Here is a 21,957-nt window from a genome sequence, read left to right as displayed (position 1 = left end):
CTGTAGACACCCCCATCTTTAGGACAGGTTTTCTACAAAACCAATATAATTATCAAGCCGTGAAAAACTTTTTTACCTCTCTACTCCTTTTAATATCAATATCTGTTTTCAGCCAAAACATGACCCTTGAAAATGGAAATATAATATGGCAAAAAATATTTGTTAATAACAAAAACATTGATGAGGTGTATTCTTACATGATGAGAAGTGGCAACTTTTCAGACATTAAAAAGACTGAAAGACAAATAACAGCAAATATTAACCAATTCTTATTAAACAGAAAACTCTCCAATTCTGGTGGAAGCCTTTATATGTATACTGATGATATTACCGGATTTGTACTTATTGAATTTAAAGAAGAACGTTATAGGGTTACGGTAAAGAACCTAACATTTATAAGTAACACAGAAATTCAAGCATTAGGGGATGGCGTTGGTGCTAGAACACAATTAGAACGGTATGCACTTAATAGTAAGGGGGAATACAAAAAGGCTTTTTTGAAAAGAGACGAAGGTGTTATTGATGCCAATATTTGTCAACTCTTTAAAATCCAAAAAAATGAAGGTGATTGGTAGCCCAAAAAACAAGTTACTTTTATTGATGTTGGATAAAAAAGAGTGTGGAAATTAAAAAACACAGTAAGTACAATACCTACCAGGCTTTATCCGTTCCCCTCTTGGGCTCCCTTCGACTACCCGCCCGCCCGGCAGGCGGGTGCTCAGGATAAACTTCTCGCCCACCCCCAAACAAAAAAAGCCACACTTTCGTGTGGCTTTTTGTTCTGCTCCCCCTCTTGGGCTCGAACCAAGGACCCTCTGATTAACAGTCAGATGCTCTAACCAACTGAGCTAAGGAGGAATGTTACGCTTATTCTAAACTCTATTTTAATTCCGCTTTTTCTTTACACTGGTTGCCGGTCAAGAAAATGGCTCAGTTCTGAGCCCTGCCTGCCGGCAGGCAGGTAAAGAGGAATTTTTATCCTAAGCGGGTGCAAATATATGTGTTTCTTTAAAACACTACAAGCAAAAAATTCGGTTTTCTATTTAAAAAGCCATTTATACAAATCGTTGCCATTGGCAAAGAGCAACAGTGCTATCAATAAAAAGAACCCAATCATCTGGGCATACTCCAAAAACTTATCGCTGGGTTTGCGGCCCGTGATCATTTCGTACAGCAAGAACATTACATGTCCCCCATCCAAAGCTGGAATGGGCAAAATGTTCATAAACGCCAAGATAATGGAGATCAATGCGGTTGTGGACCAAAATGCGGCCCAGTTCCATGTGCCTGGAAACATACTTCCGATGGCGGCAAATCCCCCTACTCCCTTATATGCCCCTGTCTGCGGATTAAAAATCTTCTTGAGCTGCTTTACATAGCTGGACAAGGTGGTAACACCTTTATCTATTCCTGCAGGAATGGCCTCCATAAAGGAGTATTTTTGGGTCTTGATCTCAAAAAAGCCGTCTTCCTGAAGGTCCTGCATGGTATACCCACCTACTTCCAATCCCAACATTCCTTCTTCATTTACCTGGGCAACCACATTGGCACGGGATCCATCTTCACGCTGAACCACAACGTCAATGTCATTCCCCTTATTTTCTTCCAATAAATCCATCACTTGATCTCGGTAAATGGCTTCTGAACCATTTATGCTGAGAAACTCATCCTTGCGTTGAAATCCTGCTGTTTTGTTATGGGAGTTTTTGGGAACTTTGTTCACCACAAAGGGCACCCTAAAGCTCAAGAAGCGTATTTTGTCCTCATCCTCGAGCAAGGTTGCAATGAAGTCGATTGGGATTTCCTTTTCAATGCTCTGACCATCACGTTCAATGGTGATGCTGTTTCCATTGATGAGTTCCACAAAAACATTGTCAAAAGATTCAATCTCATTTCCATCCACGGCCAAGATCTTGTCTCCTGTTTGAATTCCCAACTCATCCCCGATTTGCTTTTCGGTCACCCAAACACCATCACGCAAACTATCCATGGGAATATATTGATCTCCGTAGGCATAGGCCATTCCTATATAAATAATCACGGCCAAGATAAAGTTCACGGTAACACCCCCCAACATTATAATCAATCGTTGCCATGTTGGTTTGCTACGGAACTCCCATGGTTTTGGATCTTGTTGCATCTGCTCCTTGTCCATGCTCTCATCGATCATTCCGGAAATCTTCACATAGCCTCCCAGAGGCAGCCACCCAATTCCATAAACGGTCTCCCCTATTTTCTTTTTGAAAAGGGAAAATTTCACATCAAAGAACAGATAGAATTTCTCCACCCTTGTCTTAAAGATCTTTGCTGGAATAAAATGCCCCAGCTCATGAAGAACAATGAGCAAGGAAAGGCTTAAAAAGAATTGTATGGTCTGTATCAGTATGGGACTCATCAGCAGTCATTTGTTAAAACGCACAAAAGTAAACTTTTACAAAGTGATAAAAAAACCACAAAACAAAGGGTAGTAGGTTTTAAGAAAGTTTTGGCAACAAAACTTGGCTTTTCTCTTGATGAATCCTGTCAGCGAGCGTAATTTTGTAATGTGAAATCCTTTTTTGCAAAATACAGGCTTTTTGGAATTGTCTTGCTGTGCCTTTCGGCCGTGATCATCTATTTGTTCTACAATGCCCTACAACCCAAAAAGATGCTTCCGGTGTACCAACCTTCCATGGTGGATCCCACTTTGGTGGACAGCACACTCCACTATAAAAAGAAATATCACCGCATTGCGGATTTTAAATTTATCAACCAAAACGGCAAGACCATCACCCAAGACGATTACAAGGACAAAATTTACGTGGCCGATTTCTTCTTTACCACCTGCCCCAGTATATGTCCCATCATGACCAAGAATATGGCCGACATTCAGGAGACCATTCTAGATGATGATGAAGTATTGTTGCTTTCCCATTCCGTTACCCCGGTGATCGATTCCGTACCGCAACTAAAAAAGTATGCGTTGGAAAAAGGTGTGGTGGACAGCAAATGGAACTTGGTGACGGGTGATAAAAAACAGATCTATGAAATGGCCCGAAAATCGTATTTGGCCGTAAAAACCGATGGCGATGGTGGTCCCTACGACATGATCCATACCGAAAACTTCATCCTAGTGGATAAAGAGCGAAGAATCAGGGGCTTTTACGACGGCACCAATCCCGAGGAAATCAATAAACTGCTCCAAGACCTTAAAATCCTTAAGGACAGTTATGCGGAATAGACCTAACCTTTCTTTCCATTTTAGGATTCTGTTTTGTCTTTTTTACTTATTTTTGCCCTTAATTAAATTCAATCTAAATAAGTTTAGTGGCAACGGTAGCGGATTTGATATACGGACAAAAGGGAATTATAAAGGATTTTTCGGAGCACGTTCTTCCCATAAAACTGTTGGAACTGGGCTGCTTGCCGGGCAACAGTGTTGAACTGGTTCAAGTTGCCCCACTGAAAGACCCCATTTACATCAATTTAAGCGGAAGTCACATTGCCATTAGACGATCTTTGGCACAACTTATTGAGCTGGACATTGTTGAAGACACCTCTGGCCTATGAGTAAAAACATTAACGTTGCCCTGGTCGGTAATCCCAATACCGGAAAAACCTCAGTTTTCAACCAACTTACCGGCCTCAAACAAAAGGTGGGCAACTATCCCGGCATCACGGTTGAAAAAAAGGAAGGCATCTGCAAACTGCCCAGAGGGGTAAAGGCCCATATTCTTGATCTTCCCGGAACGTACAGCCTCAACACCACCTCTTTGGATGAGAGTGTGGTGGTGGAACTCCTCCTCAATAAAAATGACAAGGATTATCCTGATGTGGCCATCGTTATCAGTGATGTGGAAAATCTAAAGAGAAACCTTTTGCTCTTTACACAGATCAAAGACCTACGCATTCCCACCATTTTGGTCATCAACATGTCCGATCGGATGTCGCGAAAAGGTATCTCCATAGACGTTGAGGCCATGGAGAAAAAACTCGACACCAAAATTGCCCTGGTCAGCACCAGGAAAGGTATGGGCATAGATCGTATCAAAGAGCTCATTGCCGACTACAAAAGCTTGTCCACCGCTCCCAATGTAAATACAACAAGGATCGCTCCTGAGTATTTTGATCGGTTGCAAAAAACCTTTCCAAAGGAAGATCTCTACAAATTATGGTTGGTCATCACCCAAGATGTCAACTTCATGCCCATAGAGAAAAAGCAAATTGAGGATGCCACTTCCTTTTCCACTAAATCCAAGGAAGAGCTCAAAAAACTACAGCACAAGGAGACGGTGTTGCGCTATCAGTTCATCAACAATACCCTCAAGGAAACCTACAAGGTCGACATAATGGCCGCCAAAGGGCTGCGTGCTTCCATAGACAAAATCCTTACCCATAAGATATTTGGTTATGTGATTTTCTTTGCCATTCTATTGCTGATTTTTCAGGCTATTTTTGAATGGAGCTCCTATCCGATGGATTTTATTGATGCGCAGTTTGCCAATGCCAGTGAGTGGATCAAAAATACCTTGCCCCCCGGAGTTTTCACGGATCTGTTGGCCGAAGGAATCCTTGCCGGTATCGGTGGCATTGTCATTTTTATTCCACAAATCGCCTTTTTGTTCCTGTTCATATCGCTATTGGAAGAATCCGGGTACATGAGCCGGGTGGTCTTTTTAATGGACCGATTAATGCGCCCATTTGGATTGAGCGGAAAAAGTGTGGTTCCCCTCATTTCGGGGAATGCTTGTGCGATCCCCGCCATCATGGCCACACGTACCATAGAAAATTGGAAGGAACGGCTCATCACTATTTTGGTTACGCCATTTACCACTTGTTCGGCCCGATTGCCCGTGTATCTTATTTTGATCGCCCTTGTGATTCCCGAAGGCTCTTTGTTGGGACTTAGCTATCAAGCATTGACCTTAATGCTTCTATACCTGATTGGCTTTGGCATGGCTCTGGTATCTGCAATGGCCCTGAACAAGATCTTGAAAATAAAAAGTCGGTCCCTTTTTATGGTGGAGATGCCCACCTACCGATTACCCTTGGTAAAAAATGTGGCCTACACCGTATTGGAAAAAACCAAAAGCTTTGTGTTGGGTGCAGGGAAAATCATTTTGGCCATTTCCATTGTCCTTTGGTTTTTGGGATCCAATGGGTATTCGGAAGACTTCAGGAATGCGGAGCGCATTGTTACGGAACGAATTGAGGAACAAGGGCTGTCCACCTACAGTAAAAATTACATTCAGAACCATGTCAATTCCTATGTGCAAGATGTGGAATCAGAAAACGAGAACATTGACTCCGAGCAAGTACAAGATTCCATTCAGGCCATAACGAACGACTTAACGGAAAGGGCAAAGGCCCAGGAGATTGCCAGTTATAAGTTGGAACACTCTTATATTGGTCAGGCCGGAAAAGCATTTGAACCTTTGGTAAGACCCTTGGGCTACGATTGGAAAATTGGCATTGCAGTCTTGACCTCCTTTGCGGCCCGAGAGGTGTTTGTGGGAACCTTGGCCACCATCTACAGTGTGGGAAGCGATGAAGAGGAGACCATAAAAAATAGAATGGCTGCAGAATTGGATGCATCGGGCAAACCCCTGTTCAATATGGCTTCGGGGATTTCGTTGATGCTGTTTTATGCCTTCGCGATGCAATGTATGAGCACTTTGGCCATTGTAAAACGGGAGACCAACTCTTGGAAATGGCCCCTGTTGCAACTGGCATTTATGAGTGTATTTGCGTATCTTGTAGCTTTAGCGGCCTATCAAATCATAAGTTAATGGAATCTGTACAGCACATTTTGGTCTACATTACTTTGGCAGTGGCCGTGGGCTATTTGGTCTGGAAGTTTCTCTTGCCCAAATCCTTGATCCACGGAAAAAAGAAGGGTTCCAAATCCTGCGGAGAGGATAATTGTGGTTGCAGCTGATGCTTATTCTATTTTATGTCTTTCCCTTCCCATCCATAAACCTTTTTTTTATCAAAGCAACGACCCAATAAAAGAATAGAGCAACAAAGCCCATCCAATCACTAAAAGCAGTCCACCAATTGGAGTAACTGGTCCCAAGAATCGCATCTTTTCACCTTTGGCAGCACTCCAACACAAAGCATAAATGCTGAAAGAGAACAAAAGTGTTCCAAAAATGAAGCAATTGGCGATGGCCGAATCCAGGGGTCGGTCAAAACTGAGGTTAAAGCCCAGTACCAACAGCACAATGGCATGGTACATTTGATATTTGACCCCGGTCTCAAAACTATGGAGCAGTTCAGGGGTCAATTTCTTTTTTAGGGCATGTGCGCCAAAAGCACCAAATAGTACAGCCAACAGACCGTAAACGGCTCCCATAAGCTGCGTCAAAAAAATGGTTTCCATAGTTCTATTGCTTTTTAATCCAATGTGAAAGTAAAAAAGTAATGTCAGTTCAAGTTTTTTTTACTTGTGAAAAAAATCGAATTGACAACTTTTAAGATTTATAGATCAATACTGATCTCATGGTCCGAGGTCACCCGAAAAGTACATTCCTTGAATTTGGGTGGCCCAAACATTTTCATTTTAGCTCGGGAAAAAGCTACTTTTTCCTTGGGGATGCCCAACCAATTGGTGTCCAACTTGCCATTTCCGTTTTCATCGTGGAATACGGCCAGAGCATATTCCCCAATGGGCAAATCCACTATTTGTAAAGTCACAATTCCTTTATGGGCCGGGGCACTGCTAGTCTTAAGAACCCCATCAAAAGATAAAAAGGTTTCATCCGAATCATACAAGGCCACATTAACATCGCCTTGGGCGGAATCCACATTTTTTACATGGACCGAAATTGTGTTTTGAGCCAAAAGCGACATGGGGAACCACAAAATCCCAATAAAAATCATTTTCATAGCTAGGTTACTATTAGTGATGAAAATTTCAATTAACGGTTTTTGAGGCTGTCCATCATTTTGGATTGCAAAATAGCATATATTTTTTGGGTCTCCACGCTATCTTGCGCATTAAAGTACATTTTAAGGGTATCGTGGTGCACCAGTTTAATTTTCTGTTGCCGTAGATCATCCACAAAAACATAGACCTTGGTCTGATGAATGGAGTCCTTGAAAACGCCCTTTTCCTTGGCCAACCATGAAAATCCGGACGAGCGCTCCATTTCGGGCAGTTTCTCCACGAATAGGACACTATCTATTTCCGTAATTGGAATATTTTGACGGTAAATCCCTGAGAAAATCTTGAATTCCCCTTCTTCAACTTTGTACCAATTTTTGTAGTGGGCCACAAAGGCAAGCAAACAGACTATCAGTGTAAGAACAATGAGTACGTTCCACAGCCAATGTCTTTTTTTCCTATTCATTTTCTTTATCTGTTCTAAACTTATCGAACCAGGCAATGGTATGGGCCACTTTGGTCATTAAATTGCTCGGTTTGTTGGCAATGCCATGGCCCGCTCCCGGAATTTCAACCAAAACGGTCTCAATTTTCCGAAGTTTAAGCGCATGGTACAGTTGTTTGGCCTCACTGGGCGGGGTGCGCAAATCGTTCATGCCCACCATCACCATCGTCGGGGTCTGTACATTACCAACGAGCGAAAGGGGTGAAAATTTCCAATAGCCTTCAAAATTTTCCCATGGCTGGCCCGGGTATCTGTTTTCAGCATAATAAAAATAGTTGTCGGCCGTCAAGGTTTTACTGATCCAGTTCATAACGGGTTTGGCCACCACAGCTGCCTCAAAACGATTATTCTTCCCAATGATCCAGGCCGACATAATCCCTCCGGCACTACCTCCGGTCACGAACAATTGGTCTTCATGGGCAATACCTTTTTGAATACAAAAGTCCACTCCGTCCATGACATCGTTGTAATCCTCTCCGGGATAGTTGTTGTACAGCAAATTGGCAAACTCCTCGCTATAACTGGTACTCCCTCTTGGATTTGGATAGAATACAATATAGCCAGCCGAGGCATACAACTGCATTTCAATGGAAAATCGGTCGCCGTAATTGGCTATGGGCCCGCCGTGATTCTCCACCATAAAGGGATATTTTTTATTCTCATCATAATTTGGCGGATACACCACCCACCCTTGAATATCTCGGCCATCCACTGAAGACTTGTACCAAATTTCCTCCACTTTCCCCAAATCCCTATAATTGAGCAGCGCATTGTTCAAACTGGTAATCCTATTTGGGTTTTTGGATCGTGGTTTTAGGATGGCCAAATCAGCAGGGTATTCAGGTCGGGTTTGTGTGAAGGCAATTGTCCCATCGTTTGAAACACTGTAGGATCCTCCTGAATAGGGTCTTCCCAAGGTGGTGCCCCCCACATTATCTACAAGCTTAGTGGTCTTTCCATCCAGGGAAATCAGTCCCACTTTGCCATTTCCTTTGTCATCATAGTACACATACAATCCATCCCCCTTGGCATTCCATTGAATATCGGAAACTGAGCGATCCAAACCTTCGGAAATAACACGTTGGTTGCTACCATCACTATTCATGATGTGCAGCTTATCTGTTTGGTGGGCCTGTATTTTATCCTCATACCCTACATAAGCAATATATTTTCCATCTGGCGATACCTGCGGGTCACTATCTGGACCGTTGCGGTCAGTCAAAGCTTCAATTTTTCCGGTTTCCACTTCCACGGAATAGATCTCACTATTTCGGAAACGGTATTCCCAATCCTCCACCCTATTGGCCGAAAAGTAAATTTTTGATCCATCCTTACCCCAAGACAGCGTTCCTCTATGATGCCAATCCCCCGAAGTGACTTGACGGGGAGCACCACCATTGGCCGGAACAACAAAAATGTGGTTGAATCCGGGCGCAATGTATCCCCTACCATCAGCTTCATGATACAAACGATCGGTAATCCTTGGTGCTTCCTCCCATTTTGCCCCTTTCGGCTTGGCCGGAATCTTGGCAATGACAGGCGGGTCCTGTGGAACATTCATGGAAAAAGCCAGTTCTGTCCCATCTGGGGACCATGTCAACGAACTTGGACTAAAAGGCAGTTGCGTCAACTTGGCCACCTTGCCTGTCCCTACCCAATACATATAGATTTCCGAACCTTCATCCGTGCTGCTGGTGAATGCAATACGGTCTCCGCTTGGGGACCACCGGGGATTACTTTCATTTACTTCCCTTGCCGTAAGTTTTTGGTTTTGACTCCCATCAGCCTTGATCAACCAAAGGTTGCCAGCAGAACCATCGTTCATAATATCAAAACCCATTCTTCGGTAAACCACCCACTCCCCATCAGGTGAAATTTGTGGATCGGATGCATATTGAAGGTCAAAAATGTCGAGATAGGAAAAGTTTTTGTCCTGTGCGGTTGAAAACTGAGCCATCATTCCAAGGAAAAGTAAAAGAAGTAGTTTACGCATTGTTCTGATTTTTGAAGTTTTTAAAAGTAATGCAATTCCATTTAGGATTCAAGACGATACTTTCCTATTATCTTTGAAAAGCAATTTAATAGTATGGATTTTACCAATAAAAATGTTTTCATCACTGGGGCCTCCCGAGGCATCGGAAAAGCCACGGCCATCGCCTTTGCCCAAAAAGGGGCCAAAGTGGGTCTCAATTATAGAAGCAATGATGAAGCGGCCCAACTCACTTTGAAGGAGCTGCCCGGGGAAGGCCATCAACTTTTTAAACGGGACATTTCCCAAAAAAAGGAAACCAAAGCCCTTATTGAAGATTTTGTAAAAGCCTATGGCCAATTGGACGTGTTAGTGAACAACGCAGGGATTTCCATTTTTCATGAAATTGATTCGGTGGATTTTGACCATTGGACCACCGCTTGGGAAAAGACCTTTGAAACCAACCTCTTTGCTGCGGCCAATCTTTGTTATTGGGGTGCTCAGGCCATGATAAAATCGGGTGGCGGACATATTGTGAATGTTTCCTCGCGGGGAGCTTTCCGTGGCGAGCCCACCAAGCCTGCTTACGGGGCCAGCAAAGCTGCGTTGAATTCCATGAGTCAATCCTTGGCCAAAAAATTGGCGCCACACAATATTTATGTTGGGGTCGTTGCCCCTGGATTTACAGAAACCGAAATGGCAGCAAAGACCCTCACCCCTGAAGAACGTGAAAATCTCCTCCGTGAATCCCCCTTTAAGCGAATGGCCCGTCCAGAGGAAGTGGCCCATGCCATTTTGTTTTTGGCTTCGGACGGAGCGGCCTACTCTTCAGGGACTATCATCGATGTGAACGGAGCATCATACCTAAGAAGTTAATCTATGAAGGCTGCCACCGTTGCCCAATTGAAAAAGGAACTCCAGTTTAAATCCCAAGATGAGGTGTTGCAACTCTGCTTGCGCTTGGCCCGATTCAAAAAAGAGAACAAGGAACTGCTCACCTATTTGCTTTTTGAGGCTGACAATGAGGAAGGTTATATTGAAACCGTAAAAGAAGAGGTGGATGGAATGTTTGCTGAAATCAACATCAAAAGCTACTTCTACATCAAAAAAAGTGTTCGGAAAATACTTCGCACCATCAAAAAGTACATTCGCTACTCTGGAAATAAGGCAACGGAAGTGGAACTGCTCCTATATTTCTGCCAAAAACTGAATGCCTTTACCCCTTCCATTCGCAAAAATATGGCACTCCATAATCTGTATAGCCGACAATTGGACTACATCCGAAAAAAAATACCCACACTTCATGAAGATCTCCAGCACGATTACGGGCTAATTTTACAACAGTTAAATCACTAAAAAACCATGTTTGAAGACAATGATGAACCCGGCAAAAGCAGCGAGGAATTTGAAAAAATGCCCATTTACAAAAAAGGGTGGCTCATTTTTGACCTAGCTGATAAAATTGCTTCCTTGGTAAATGATGAGGAGGAGTATGCGTCTCTCGAAGAAACGGAATTGGGCCTGTTGCGTCACCACGCCGAACAACTGCGGAACGATGCCATGCTCATTTGCCCCAAAATTGCAGGGGCCGAGGGAGGTGATCTCTATGCCATCCGTATGGAAAACGCCACCCTAATCAGAAAAGCCGCCCACGAAATCCAGACTGGCTGTTCAGGGCTGGAAATGTGGGGTTTCAAACATACCGAGTATCTTGAGTTGTTGCGAAAAGAAATTGAGGAATTCAGAATCTTATTTGCCGAATGGGTACAAACTTTTGACCCTTGGAACTACACGTTGGACCGTTGGGGACTCTTTAATCCACCTGGACTCAATTATGACGATCCAGAACTATGATGGGAGCACCCATCCAATTCAAAAAGTTTGAGTAAATTGGGGTTTTGACTAACGACTCAACTCAAAATTCCATGATGAAATCTCAACCAACCTCAATGAAGATGCGGGTATTTCTCCCTTGTCTCCTTTCAATGTTTCTTGTTCAAATACAAAATGCCCAAAATACCATAGCTGTTGACACCAGTTTTTATAGCGGTTTTGAATGGCGGAATATCGGCCCCGATCGTGGAGGTAGAACCTTGGGGTGTGCTGGAAGCCCTTCCAGACCCAACGAATACTATTTTGGTGCCACTGGAGGCGGTTTATGGAAAACCATAGACGGTGGAAATACTTGGGAATGTGTGACCGATGGGCAGATATCAAGTTCCTCCGTGGGTGCCGTTGCGGTTGCTGAAACCAATCCCGATGTGGTTTACATTGGAATGGGCGAAACCCAATTGCGGGGAAGCATTACCCAAGGCGATGGGGTTTATAAAACAACGGATGGTGGAAAGACTTGGACCCACCTTGGTTTGGAAGAAACCCAAGCCATTTCAAGGGTTCGAGTAGACCCCACCAACGAAAATATTGTTTATGTGGCAGCTCTTGGGCATCCGTATGGCGAAAATGAGGAACGCGGCGTGTTCAAAAGCACAGACGGAGGTAAAACTTGGAAAAAAGTATTGTATGTCAGTGACAAAGCGGGTGCTGCTGATTTGATCATAGATCGAAATAATCCCAATATCTTGTATGCCAGCACATGGCAAGTGTACAGGAAAGCTTGGAAAATGTGGGGTGGCGGACCAGATTGTAAATTATGGAAATCCACCGACGGTGGTGAAACGTGGACCGACCTTACCCAAAACCCGGGGATGCCCAAGGGGCCTATTGGTAAAATTGGGGTAACGGTTTCCCCTGTGGACTCCAACCGGGTTTGGGCCATTGTAGAGGCCAATGAAGGCGGTGTTTTCCGTTCGGATGATGCAGGAAAAACGTGGGAACTCACCAACAACGAACGCAAATTGAGGCAACGCGCCTTTTACTATTCCAGAATTTATGCCGACCCAAAGGATAAAGATGTGGTTTATGGGTTGAACGTTGGTTTCTTTAAATCTACGGATGGTGGCAAAACCTTCGACACTGAAATTGAAGTGCCCCACAGCGATAATCATGATCTTTGGATCGACCCCAATAATCCCGATAGGATGATAAGTTCCAACGATGGGGGTGGTGTAGTAAGTATAAACGGAGGTAAAACGTGGACCGAGCAGGACTATCCCACCTCACAATTTTATCATGTAATGGCCACCAGCGATGTCCCCTATCATGTAGTGGGAGCGCAACAGGACAATTCTACCTTGGCCATGCCGAGCGATGGATGGGATTTCATGCAAGCTCGCGGACCCAACCACGGATGGTACTATGCCGTGGGGGGTGGTGAAAGTGGTTGGATCACCCAAAGCCCTACCAACCCAGATATTTTTTATGCGGGAAGCCAAGGAGCTTTGCTCACAAGATATGACCGGAGCAATGGACAGGTCAGGGATATTCAGGTGTATCCACGGTTTTTCTCCGGAGAGCCAGCAAGTGCCCTCCCGGAACGTTGGCAATGGACCTTCCCCATCATGTTCGCACCAAAAGACCCCAATGTAATGTACACTTGTTCGCAGCACGTTTGGAAGACTACCAACGATGGGCAGACTTGGGAAAAAATCAGTCCAGATCTTACCTATGCCGACCCGGAAACCTTGGGCAAAACAGGAGGTGTGATCACCATGGACATGAACGGGCCAGAAATCTATGCCACGGTGTTTGCTTTGGCACCATCCAATCATGATATCAACACCATCTGGGCAGGATCGGACGATGGAAAAATCCACATTACCCGCGATGGTGGTAAAAACTGGACCGATATTACTCCTGAAGCTTTGCCAAAGTTTTCAAGGGTGAGCATTATTGATGAATCCATTCACAATCCTGGAACCTTATATGTGGCCGCCAACAGGTACCAAGTGGATGACAGGGAGCCTTATGTCTTCAAAACGCATGATTATGGAAAAACATGGACCAAGATCATCACCGGAATAGCATCCGGGCATTTTGCCCGTGCCATTCGGGAAGACCACCAAAGGAAAGGGCTATTGTTCCTAGCTACCGAACATGGGGTTTATTTCTCCATAAACGATGGTGAACAATGGCAATCGCTTCAATTGAACTTGCCTGACACCCCCATCCGGGATCTGGTCATCAAGGACAACGATGTGGTGCTGGGCTCCCATGGTAGAGGTTTTTGGATTTTGGATGATATTCAACCGTTCCGAGAATATTCAGAAGAATTGATGAACAAAAAACAAACACTATTCAAACCCACAGATGCCATCAGGGGCATTTATGATGCCACTTTCCAGTACCACCTTCAGGAGCAAGTGGACACCATTACCTTTGAAATTTTGGATGCCAATGACAATCTTATCGATTCTTTTGGAGGAAATAAACCCAAATATGAAGAAAAGGCCGAGTCCTCTTGGTGGGGCGGAAATGCCAGCACCAAACCCACCACGGCAAAAGGGTTGAACAACTTTGCATGGAACCTTCGCTACCCGGGCCCCACTACATTTGACGGCATTATTATCTGGGGCGCCAAGGCCGATAGAGGTCCAATAGCACCATTGGGAACTTATAAAATCAATATGAAAATAGGTGATGAAGTGGTGGAAACCGCTCCTTTCAAGATTACGATGAACCCAAATTTAAAGGGAGTGACCGCGCAAGACCTTCAAGAACAGTTTGAATTGGCTTCCAAAATCACGGAGAAAGCCACCACCGCCAACGAAGCGGTAATCAAAATCAGAAGTATCCGCAAACAATTGGATAGTTTGGGCAAAGGTGTTTCCAGCAGAAAGTTTAAAAACCTATCCGAAGATTTTATGGAAAGCCTGACCGAAATAGAAGAAGATCTCTATCAAACCAAAAACCAATCGGGACAGGACCCTTTGAACTTTCCCATAAAGCTGAACAATAGATTCAACGCGTTGCAACGCAGTATTGAGACCGGTGATGCCAGACCAACGGATGCTGCTTATGTGGTTTTTGATGAGTTCACGGAGGAATTGGACGGTCATATGGCCAAACTCAACAACATACTTGAAAAAGACCTGCCCAAAGTAAACACTGTTTTAAAAGATAACGGAATTTCAACTATCGAGGCCCAGTAGGGCCTCATGGTTTTTAAAAATGAGACTCATTCTAAATTGACCCCAAGTGTTTATCCTGCAACGTATTATTCGTAATTTTACAGTGCTAGGATGAATAAAATAGTTATCATAGGTACCGCATTGCTCATTTTGCTCCAAAGCGTCAACATCCATTTTAAGGATTTGGTTGAACTTGGGCAACTTGTTGAGCACTACCAATTCCACAACGAGGAATATGGTGATAATTTTATGGTTTTTGTTTCCAAGCATTACGGGGAACTCAAGGCTTCACACAGCGAAAAACATCAAGAGGAACAGAAAGAACATGAGAAGCTACCTTTTCAGCATCAAACCCAATGTGCGCAGCCTTTGGTTTTTGTTCTAGGGTCAGATAATTTTATCAATTCACGCTCTGAGATTCCCGTTACCACTAAAGGCAATTTTCATTATCAAATATTCTACTCCCTGATTTGGGGAGATGGCCCTTTCCAGCCGCCTAAATTCGCATAGTTCATAGTTTTTCAGCTTTGCTGAACACCTTTTTAGCAGGCCTTATTCCATATTAATAATGCTATCATTTCTATGAATCATGTTTTCAAAAATTATCAACTTTAGTATAAGGAACAAGTTCATTGTTCTTCTCTTTACAGCGGCTATAGCCCTAGTTGGGTTATACTCACTATCACAAATACCCATTGGGGCTGTTCCCGATGTCACCAACAACCAAGTTCAGGTAATAACAACATCAAGAAGCTTGTCCACACAAGATATGGAGAAGTTTGTCACTTACCCTGTTGAGCTTGAAATGGCAAATTTACCGGGCGTTAAGGAAATCCGTTCCGTGTCCAAGTTTGGCCTTTCGGTGGTCACCATCGTCTTTGAGGATGATATGGGGACATATTTGCCCAGACAACTTATCGCAGAAAAGATAAAATCTGCATCAAGCCGAATACCTGAAGGATTTGGAAGCCCAGAAATGGGGCCGATCACCACTGGATTGGGCGAAATCTATCAATACATTTTGGATGTGAAGCCCGGATATAGGGATCAATACAATGCAACGGAACTCAGGACCATCCAAGATTGGATCGTAAAACGACAACTTTCCGGAATTCCCGGTGTTGTGGAGGTCAACACCTGGGGAGGTCATCTCAAACAATACGAAGTGGCCATTCAAACCCAAAAATTGAACGCCTTCAATATTACCGCCAGGGAGGTTTTCACGGCATTGGAAAAAAACAACAGTGTTACCGGTGGTGGCTATATCGAAAAAGTGAACCAAGCCTATTTTATTCGAGGCGAAGGTTTGGTGAGCAGCCTCTCCGATATTGAAAACATTGTGGTAACCACCAGAAATGGCATCCCTATATATATTAAGGACCTTGCCGAAGTAGGTTTTGGTAGTGCCCCGCGCTTTGGTGCGATAACCGGAAACGGTGAGGGTGAAAAAGTCCTGGGGCAAATTATGATGCTGAAGGATGCAGATTCCAAACGGGTAATCGAAGCCGTTAAGGAACGAGTTGCAGCCATTTCCAAATCACTGCCCGAAGGCGTTTACATCAACCCTTTTCTGGATCGAAGCGAGCTTATTGGCAGAACCACTTTTACCGTGACCGAGAACTTGATATTGGGTTGCTTGATCGTCATTTTTGTGGTGGTCTTGCTCTTGGGCAACTGGCGTTCGGGCCTTGTAGTGGCATCGGTAATTCCACTATGTTTGCTGTTCGCACTGACCTTGATGAACCTTTTTGGTGTGGATGCCAACTTGTTGAGCCTTGGTGCGATTGATTTCGGTATCATTATAGATGGTGCGGTCATCATTGTGGAATACATTGCTTTCCAAATTACCCAAAAGAAAGTACAGCTTGCCAATCTGGGGAAAAATGAAACGCAAGCCATCAAGGATACCATAACATTGGAAGGTGCCACGAAAATGATGAACTCCGCAGTCTTTGGGCAGCTTATCATCTTGATTGTATTTATCCCTATTCTTTCACTGAGCGGTGTAGAGGGCAAAATGTTCAAGCCTATGGCCCTAACGTTTAGCTTTGCCTTGTTAGGGGCAATTCTTTTGTGTTTTACTTATGTGCCCGTTGCTTCGGCCATGTTCCTGAAGCCATCCAAAGAATCTGCAAAAAGCATCTCCACACGTTTGGTCAACTGGATCAATAAGCAATATGGGCCTGTCATCGAATGGGCTATGAAAAGTAAAAAATTGGTGCTTTCATTAGCGGCCGCATTGTTGGTGGGAGCTGTTTTACTGTTCTCTTCCATGGGAGGCGAATTTGTGCCCACTTTAGATGAAGGTGATTTTGTGATTCAACCCATACTAAAGACGGGTACATCGCTTGCAAAAACGGTTGAGACGACCACCAAGATCGAGAAAATTTTATTGAATCAGTTTCCCGAAGTAAAACAAGTAGTAAGCCGTATCGGTGCCGCGGAAGTGCCCACCGACCCCATGTCCATGGAAGAAAGCGATGTAATTATCACTCTAAAACCTAAAGATGAATGGGTTTCGGCCAAAACCAAGGATGAATTAGCGGACAAATTCAAAGAAGCCCTCACCGTAATTCCGGGAATGGAGGTTGAATTCACCCAACCCATTGAAATGCGATTCAATGAATTGATTACCGGGGTCCGGGCCGATATTGCCATCAAGATTTTTGGGGAAAACTTGGAAACCTTGAACAAAAAGGCCAACGAAATCAAAGATCTCATCCAAAATGTGGAGGGAGCATCCGATATTGTTGTGGAAAAAGTGGAAGGTCTTCCGCAAATGAACGTTTCCTTTGACAGGGCCAAAATTGCACGCCACGGACTCAACATAGCAGACCTCAACGAAATGATTTCGATGGGATTCGCAGGAAAAGTGGTAGGTAGTGTATTTGAGGGCGAACGACAGTTTGATATGGCCGTTCGGTTGGATGCTGCAAACCGTCAGGATATTTCCAACTTAAAAAACCTTTATGTTGATATTCCCAACGGTGGAAAAATTCCCATGAGCGAGCTGGCTGATATCACCTACCAAAAAGGTGCGGCAAAAATCTCCCGTGACGATACAAAAAGAAGAATCGTTGTCGGTATCAACGTAAGGAACCGAGACCTTCAATCTGTGGTGGACGATGTGCAACTCTTGGTCAACGAAAACATCACATTACCACCTGGCTACACCATCACCTACGGTGGCCAGTTTGAAAATCTTCAAAATGCGAAAGCCAGGTTGATGGTTGCCGTACCCATTGCCTTGTTGCTCATCTTTATCATGCTCTATTTTGCTTTTGGTTCTGTTAAAGAAGCCTTGCTCATTTTCTCGGCCATTCCATTATCTGCCGTTGGAGGGGTTCTATTACTTTGGTTAAGGGACATGCCTTTTAGCATTTCCGCTGGAGTTGGATTTATAGCTCTTTTTGGTATCGCGGTACTGAACGGCATTGTGCTCATTGAACATTTTAAGGAACTGAAGGGCAGTGATTTCAATTCTATGGAAGATTTGATCAAACAAGGTACCAAAGATAGGCTCCGTGCCGTGTTGTTGACCGCCTCTGCAGCTGCCCTAGGTTTCTTGCCCATGGCGGTTTCCACCAATGCCGGGGCCGAGGTACAGCGACCTTTGGCCACAGTGGTCATCGGTGGATTGGTAACGGCAACCCTACTCACTTTGGTGGTATTGCCTGTTTTATATGCGTACACCCACAACATTAAATTCCGTGGGATGAGAAAAAGAAGGAAAGAACGTAAAATGATGAAAAAGAACACATTGACCGTCATACTGCTGTTGATTTCAGTTTCAGGATTTTCCCAAACCAAATTGGATTTGGAAGATTTAATGGCTCTTTGCCTTGAAAACAATAAGGGAATCCGAGCAGAATCCTTACTGGTAGATCAGGCGGAAACCCTCAAAGGAACCGCTTTTATGTTTGACAAAACGGATGTTTACTACCAATATGATGAGAACAATCTAGCCTTGAACGGAGCCCCACTTAAAGTTTTTGGGGCACAGCAGCAGTTTGAGTTTCCTACAGTGTACGGTGCAAAAAATAGGCTTCAAAAATCGAACTATGAGCTTCAAAAATCATCGTTCGAAATAAAAAAGAAGCAACTGTACCAAAACCTGAGTATTGCGTACTACCAATACCAGACCTTGAACCAAAAAGCAAAGCTTTATAGTACGTTGGATAGTATTTACAGCAAATTTGCGCACGCAGCCAACCGACGTTTTGAACTCGGGGAGACCAATTATCTGGAAAAGGTAACGGCTACGGCCAAGCAACGGCAAATCATGAACACCTATTCCAAAATAAAGCAGCAACTACTCACCACCTATAATCAGATTGTGAGCTTGGTGCAAATTGAGGACACCTTGGAAATTGTGGATGAAGAACCACAAAAACTTAGGGTGTTGAATGCGCAAGGAATGTTGGAAACGGAAACTTCCTTTTTGGACAACCGCCAAGAACTGAGCAATGCCCAAAAGAGTCTGGAGGAAAATAGATTGCTGCCCGACCTGAACCTGGAGTATTTTCAAGGGACCAACAAGGGCTTGGGAACATCGCTCTACGGTATTCAGCTGGGTGTTCGTATTCCCCTTTTCTTTTTTGGACACAGTAGCAAGGTGAAATCGTCCAAGATCCAGACCAAAATCACGGAAATGCAGAATACCGAAATTACCGTTGCGATGAACCAGCGTTACAAAACCTTGTTGGGACAATTGGAACAACAGGCCAAGGAACTGTCCTATTACGAAGATGAAGGCGGTCAACTTTCCGATCAGATTTTGAAAGCGGCCTCTGGAAACTTTCAAAACGGGGAAATCGACTTTTTCCAATACATTCAAAGTTTGGAAAACGCATACGACATCCAACTCAATTATTTGGATGTGCTCAACCAATACAATCAAACTGTAATCGCCATTAATTACTTGACAATAACATTATAACAATGAAAAATATAATTCAAATAGCCGCTGTTTTCCTTCTATTGATGGGCTGTGGCAATAAAAACAACAAAGAATCTGTTTCCGAAGGGCAAGAAGAAGAAACAGGAATCGTGGTCACACAAGATCAATTCGACACCAATGACCTCACTATTGGTCCAATGGAAAAAAGAACCTTCCCCAAAATGGTGGAGACTTCTGGGATGATAGATGTACCGCCCGAAAACCGGGCTAGTGTAACGGCCTTTATGGGTGGTTTCGTAAAAAAAACCGCATTATTGGTCGGTGACCAAGTAAAAAAGGGACAGCTTTTAGTGGTTCTGGAAAGTCAGGAATTCCTAAAGATGCAGCAAGAATATCTAGAGATTTTCACTCAATTGGATTATTTAAAAGCCGAGTTTGAAAGAAACCAAACCCTTTTTGAAGAAAAAATCGCCTCGCAAAAGAACTTTCTTCAGGCCAAGAGTAATTATGAAACAGCCAAGGCCCGTTACCAAGGCTTGCGGGAGCAATTGCAAATGCTGAACATATCACCCAGTAATGTAGAGCAGGGCAACATTACATCACAAGCGGCCATTTATGCCCCTATCTCGGGAAGCATCACAAAAATGAATGTGGCCAAGGGAAGCTATGTTTCCCCAGCTACCGAGATTTTGGAGATTGTGAGCAATGAACATGTACACTTGGAGCTCACGGTTTTTGAAAAGGATATCCTAAAGGTGAAAAAAGGGCAGAAAATCCAGTTCAGGATTCCAGAAGCATCCGAAGAAGCCTTTAATGCAGAAGTTTATTTGGTGGGCACCTCAATTGACGATGCCAAAAGATCCATTAAGGTACATGGGCACTTGGAACACGAGGAAGAGGCAAACTTCCTCCCAGGCATGTTCGTGGATGCCAAAATTATGACGGACACCATCAAAACCCTCTCTTTACCGGAAGAAGCGGTAATTGAATCAGAGGGCACCTCCTACGTACTTAAATTGGTGAATAAAGAAGGGGGGGGATACACCTTTGAACGTGTTGCCGTAAAACAAGGCAATACCTATGGTGGGCATACCGAAATCATCTCAACAGGACTAACCGAAACTGATCAGTTCTTGACCAAGGGTGTTTTTGATTTGATTGGGGGATAGCATTTACCCCAGTCCTACATCCAGTGTCATCATAATTATAAATCCACCGATAAAGCCCATTGTGGCGATATCGGTGTATTTGTCTTGTTGGGTCTCGGGAATCACCTCCTCCACCACCACAAAAATCATGGCACCCGCGGCAAACGAAAGGGCATAAGGAAGTATTGGCTCAAAAGTAAGAACGGCCCAAGCCCCCAATACCCCTGCAATGGGTTCTACCAAGGCCGAGGCCTGACCGTACATCCAACTTTTTCTTCGACTGAGGCCATGCCTGCGCATTGGTACGGCAACGGCAAAACCCTCAGGGAAATTTTGCAAACCGATACCCAAGGCCAAAGCTACAGCACCACCAATGGTTGCGCCCTCAAAGCCAGAAGCAACACCCCCAAATAGGACACCTACCGCCAATCCTTCGGGAATATTGTGCAAGGTAATGGCCAAGACCAGTAGCGTGGTGCGGTGCCAGGGCGTCTTTACGCCTTCCGCTTCGTCCATTTTAAAATTGATGTGCAAATGGGGTAAAATTTTATCGAGCCCAAAAATAAAGGCAGCACCCATTAAAAAGCCGACAGCTGCTGGAATCACCTTAACAAAACCGTCACCGGGACTCATTTCAATGCCTGGTGCCAAAAGACTCCAAAAACTCGCAGCGACCATAACACCTCCCGTAAAGCCCAACATTCCATCCATCAAAGCCCTCTTTGGACTTTTGAACAAAAATACAAGGCCTGCCCCGGCAGCAGTCAGTCCCCATGTAAAAAGCGTCGCATACAACGCTGCCAATACCGGGTCTATTTCCTGAAAATAGTGTATTACTTCTTTCATCAATCGTTCTTTTTTACGTAAAGGTTAGACGCTATTTGGTGTGATATGCGCATTTCCTTGCCCTCCATTTGAATACGCAGGGAATTATCAAAATCTTCTTTGTCCATTACTTTGATCGTGTTTCCCAAAGCGATTTTGTTCTTGTCCAAAAATTTAAGAAAGGGTACGGAGGAATCCTTTACCCCCACACATATTCCTTTGGAATTGATGGGCATTTCGCTGAGTAATTTTTCATCACGTTCCTGAAACTTTCCGTCCTTGGTGGGAATGGGGTCGCCGTGTGGGTCATATTTGGGAAATTCCAAGAGTTCGTCAATTTTGTCAATCAACTTTTCACTTTTGATGTGCTCCAATTGCTCGGCTACCTCGTGTACCTCATCCCAAGTAAAATCCAATTTTTCCACCAAAAAAACTTCCCATAATCGGTGCTTTCTAATGATGGACAAAGCTGTCTTTACCCCTGCACCGGTCAACGAAACACCTTGGTACCGGACATAATCCACCAATCCTTTTTCCGATAATTTCTTGGCCATATCGGTTACGGAAGACGGCTTTGTCTCCATTTGCTCCGCAATGGCATTGGTGGTTATGGACTTGGAATCGCCTCCCCCCAAATGGAAGATTGTCTTCAAATAGTTTTCTTCTGATCGGGTCATCAAAAAAATATTTTTTCAAAAATACATTTTTATTTATCAAA

The 21,957-nt window shown here is 44.0% G+C and carries 19 protein-coding genes and 1 tRNA gene; 12 read left to right on the top strand and 8 right to left on the bottom strand.

The window, feature by feature from the left end:
* The first annotated feature begins 119 nt into the window (after window positions 1–119).
* A complete protein-coding gene (locus A7D14_RS03740; protein ID WP_067030118.1) occupies window positions 120–575 on the top strand; it encodes a hypothetical protein in 456 nt (151 codons plus the stop codon).
* A gap of 209 nt (window positions 576–784) precedes the next feature.
* Here the strand turns inward: A7D14_RS03740 and A7D14_RS03735 are convergent.
* Together A7D14_RS03735 and rseP are read right to left on the bottom strand one after the other, a co-directional pair.
* Window positions 785–858 (bottom strand) — tRNA-Asn (locus A7D14_RS03735).
* Between the two features lie 181 nt (window positions 859–1,039).
* A complete protein-coding gene (rseP, locus tag A7D14_RS03730) occupies window positions 1,040–2,395 on the bottom strand; it encodes an RIP metalloprotease RseP (RefSeq protein ID WP_067030115.1) in 1,356 nt (451 codons plus the stop codon).
* Between the two features lie 150 nt (window positions 2,396–2,545).
* On the opposite strand from rseP, the gene A7D14_RS03725 reads away from it, so the two are divergent.
* From A7D14_RS03725 to A7D14_RS19955, 4 genes are all read left to right on the top strand, one after another.
* Window positions 2,546–3,220 (top strand): SCO family protein, encoded by a 675-nt coding sequence (locus A7D14_RS03725; protein WP_067030112.1) that lies wholly within the window; start codon window positions 2,546–2,548, stop codon window positions 3,218–3,220.
* Between the two features lie 86 nt (window positions 3,221–3,306).
* Window positions 3,307–3,549, top strand: coding sequence for a ferrous iron transport protein A (locus tag A7D14_RS03720; protein ID WP_067030109.1), 243 nt, complete (start codon window positions 3,307–3,309; stop codon window positions 3,547–3,549).
* Window positions 3,546–5,768, top strand: coding sequence for a ferrous iron transport protein B (feoB, locus tag A7D14_RS03715; protein WP_067030106.1), 2,223 nt, complete (start codon window positions 3,546–3,548; stop codon window positions 5,766–5,768). The genes A7D14_RS03720 and feoB overlap by 4 nt, the downstream gene beginning before the upstream one ends.
* Complete coding sequence (locus A7D14_RS19955) at window positions 5,768–5,917, top strand: hypothetical protein (RefSeq protein WP_176712355.1); 150 nt, start codon at window positions 5,768–5,770, stop codon at window positions 5,915–5,917. The genes feoB and A7D14_RS19955 overlap by 1 nt, the downstream gene beginning before the upstream one ends.
* Window positions 5,918–5,968: 51 nt before the next feature.
* On the opposite strand, the gene A7D14_RS03710 is transcribed toward A7D14_RS19955, so the two are convergent.
* From A7D14_RS03710 to A7D14_RS03695, 4 genes are all read right to left on the bottom strand, one after another.
* Window positions 5,969–6,361: a DUF423 domain-containing protein gene (locus A7D14_RS03710; RefSeq protein ID WP_067030103.1), complete on the bottom strand. Its 393-nt coding sequence runs from the start codon at window positions 6,359–6,361 to the stop codon at window positions 5,969–5,971.
* Between the two features lie 98 nt (window positions 6,362–6,459).
* Window positions 6,460–6,867: a DUF2141 domain-containing protein gene (locus A7D14_RS03705; protein ID WP_067030100.1), complete on the bottom strand. Its 408-nt coding sequence runs from the start codon at window positions 6,865–6,867 to the stop codon at window positions 6,460–6,462.
* A gap of 32 nt (window positions 6,868–6,899) precedes the next feature.
* Window positions 6,900–7,331: a hypothetical protein gene (locus tag A7D14_RS03700; RefSeq protein WP_067030096.1), complete on the bottom strand. Its 432-nt coding sequence runs from the start codon at window positions 7,329–7,331 to the stop codon at window positions 6,900–6,902.
* Window positions 7,324–9,363, bottom strand: a complete 2,040-nt coding sequence (locus tag A7D14_RS03695; RefSeq protein WP_067030092.1) for a S9 family peptidase — start codon at window positions 9,361–9,363, stop codon at window positions 7,324–7,326. Before A7D14_RS03695 ends, A7D14_RS03700 begins: the two co-directional genes overlap by 8 nt.
* 93 nt (window positions 9,364–9,456) lie before the next feature.
* Between A7D14_RS03695 and A7D14_RS03690 the strand changes: the two genes are divergently transcribed.
* The 7 genes from A7D14_RS03690 to A7D14_RS03660 all read left to right on the top strand — a co-directional run bounded on the left by A7D14_RS03690 (window position 9,457) and on the right by A7D14_RS03660 (window position 20,435).
* Window positions 9,457–10,215, top strand: a complete 759-nt coding sequence (locus A7D14_RS03690) for an SDR family NAD(P)-dependent oxidoreductase (protein WP_067030087.1) — start codon at window positions 9,457–9,459, stop codon at window positions 10,213–10,215.
* Window positions 10,216–10,218: 3 nt separating this feature from the next.
* Entirely contained in the window at window positions 10,219–10,695 is a 477-nt protein-coding gene (locus A7D14_RS03685; protein ID WP_067030084.1) for a hypothetical protein, read from the top strand.
* Window positions 10,696–10,701: 6 nt separating this feature from the next.
* The gene (locus A7D14_RS03680) at window positions 10,702–11,193 is read left to right on the top strand and encodes a hypothetical protein (RefSeq protein WP_067030081.1); all 492 of its coding nucleotides are present in this window, start codon (window positions 10,702–10,704) and stop codon (window positions 11,191–11,193) included.
* Between the two features lie 131 nt (window positions 11,194–11,324).
* Window positions 11,325–14,387 carry a VPS10 domain-containing protein gene (locus tag A7D14_RS03675; RefSeq protein WP_255307379.1) on the top strand — a complete coding sequence of 1,021 codons (3,063 nt, stop codon included), beginning with the start codon at window positions 11,325–11,327 and terminating at the stop codon, window positions 14,385–14,387.
* A gap of 90 nt (window positions 14,388–14,477) precedes the next feature.
* Window positions 14,478–14,876: a hypothetical protein gene (locus A7D14_RS03670; RefSeq protein ID WP_067030078.1), complete on the top strand. Its 399-nt coding sequence runs from the start codon at window positions 14,478–14,480 to the stop codon at window positions 14,874–14,876.
* Between the two features lie 79 nt (window positions 14,877–14,955).
* Window positions 14,956–19,305, top strand: a complete 4,350-nt coding sequence (locus A7D14_RS03665; RefSeq protein ID WP_067030074.1) for a CusA/CzcA family heavy metal efflux RND transporter — start codon at window positions 14,956–14,958, stop codon at window positions 19,303–19,305.
* A gap of 2 nt (window positions 19,306–19,307) precedes the next feature.
* Entirely contained in the window at window positions 19,308–20,435 is a 1,128-nt protein-coding gene (locus tag A7D14_RS03660) for an efflux RND transporter periplasmic adaptor subunit (protein ID WP_067030071.1), read from the top strand.
* Window positions 20,436–20,438: 3 nt separating this feature from the next.
* Here the strand turns inward: A7D14_RS03660 and A7D14_RS03655 are convergent, their stop codons facing one another.
* Entirely contained in the window at window positions 20,439–21,260 is an 822-nt protein-coding gene (locus A7D14_RS03655; RefSeq protein ID WP_067030069.1) for a ZIP family metal transporter, read from the bottom strand.
* Window positions 21,260–21,916, bottom strand: coding sequence for a metal-dependent transcriptional regulator (locus tag A7D14_RS03650; RefSeq protein ID WP_176712354.1), 657 nt, complete (start codon window positions 21,914–21,916; stop codon window positions 21,260–21,262). Before A7D14_RS03650 ends, A7D14_RS03655 begins: the two co-directional genes overlap by 1 nt.
* Between the last annotated feature and the right edge of the window lie 41 nt (window positions 21,917–21,957).

This window comes from Allomuricauda sp. CP2A (assembly GCF_001683915.1).
GTDB lineage: Bacteria > Bacteroidota > Bacteroidia > Flavobacteriales > Flavobacteriaceae > Flagellimonas.
Note: the sequence above shows the minus strand (reverse complement) of the source record. Positions and strands in the feature narration are given on the sequence as shown.